The sequence below is a fragment of the Sporosarcina beigongshangi genome, assembly GCF_033485195.1.
Taxonomy (GTDB): Bacteria; Bacillota; Bacilli; order Bacillales_A; family Planococcaceae; genus Sporosarcina; species Sporosarcina beigongshangi.
On sequence record NZ_JAWLIR010000091.1, the window covers coordinates 1 to 978 of the forward strand.

The window sequence follows — 978 nt, forward strand, 5'->3', positions numbered from 1 at the left end:
CTCATTCTGTCGGCAATACTCAAGGGATTGTCCAGACTTCACCAATTTACTAGCCACTTTGACAATTAGTGTACGAATGGTTTGAATTTGCATCTGCTTTTTTCTTCCGGAAAATGCTCATTGTAATGTTCAATCAAAGGTTGGCTGAATTCGACTACCCCATTGGAGGTGTAAACGTTGCCAGGACGAAGCTGAGTTTTTAGGAAATCACCTGTGATACTGTCGAAAGTAACTAAGGGATGGAAACCTACGGTTCCATAGTGAGCATTATACGTAATTGATTGTTGGTTACCGTAAGCATCAGCGTGCGTAGAATCCAAATCGAAGATGATGGCTTTGGACTTCCTATGATGATGCACTTTATCAAGGATTTCTTGATTGCCCTCTTGTAGTTGTGCAATTGAATTTGCATCAAACCGTTCCAAAAACCAGAAAGACTTGGTTGAAAGTCTAATACAGGTGTGCTAAGGATTTGAGTGAAAACAGGGTCCCGCGTCATCTTCAGCGTAGCCCGCAATCATTTGATAAATCTTTTGATTCAACAAGTTTTCATTTGAATGAATCCAGTGAGATTTTGTGTCGTATAAATGAAGATGTTTATAGAATGTTTGTGAGAAGTCAAGCTTTTCATCAAACTCTTGGAAAAGAAACATACCTGTATCGGAAGAAAGAGCTTCACTGTCATTAGATAATTTAATACGTCGATTGTAATTCAGGCTGATTTGCGGTAATGTAGGTATCATAGGAATCCTTTCTACTGGTTATTTTGTGGTGATTTTACCTTAGCGGAAATGGATTCTTTTTCTATTTATTTCATGCGGAAATACATATAAAGAAAGCTTATTAGATAGGGAATGACAGCCGCTTGTAAATATTAGGTAAATAATTCAGGGTATATTAATTTGAATGTTAATGCAAGTGCTATTTGTTTTAAATGTTGATTTGTAGACGTTTTAAAGACCGCTAATTCACATGTGA

Annotated in this window: 1 pseudogene; it reads right to left on the reverse strand. The window is 36.9% G+C overall.

Going from position 1 to position 978, the window contains the following annotated elements:
* Positions 1–65 precede the first annotated feature (65 nt).
* Positions 66–743 (reverse strand): annotated as a pseudogene (locus R2B77_RS17870) (transposase).
* Positions 744–978 lie beyond the last annotated feature (235 nt).